We start from the raw sequence: 394 nt of genomic DNA on the forward strand, positions 1-394 counted from the left end.
CGGTGAAGCCGAAGTTGGACCAAAGACCGGGCAGGAAGGTGAAGGGTTGCTGATACTGGATTTCGATCCCTTTCAGCGCGCCGCCTTCGCCGTTCAGGCGGCGCGTGACCTGGAAGATATCGGTCGGGCTTGCAGCGCCCTGAAGCAAATCGTTGGGCAGGCCCAGCTGGTTGTAGGGGATGCCGACTGTTTCGGATGTGATGAAGCTGTCGATGTCTTTGTAGAAGACGGCGGCGGCCAAAAGGCCCTCATTCTGGAAATACCACTCGACCGAGAAATCGTAGTTGGTGGCGCGGAACGGGTCGAGAAGCGGATTTCCGTAGGACACTGTGCGGGTGGTTGGTGAGACGCTGCCGCCCGGGGTCAGATCGCCGAGAGTCGGACGGGACATCAC

At 59.9% G+C, this 394-nt stretch carries 1 protein-coding gene; it reads right to left on the minus strand.

The window, feature by feature from the left end:
* A partial coding sequence (locus JWG43_RS21150; protein WP_205244485.1) for a TonB-dependent receptor domain-containing protein occupies window positions 1–394 on the minus strand: 394 nt, incomplete at both ends.

The sequence above is a fragment of the Desulfobulbus alkaliphilus genome (assembly GCF_016918545.1).
Classification (GTDB): Bacteria; Desulfobacterota; Desulfobulbia; order Desulfobulbales; family Desulfobulbaceae; genus Desulfobulbus; species Desulfobulbus alkaliphilus.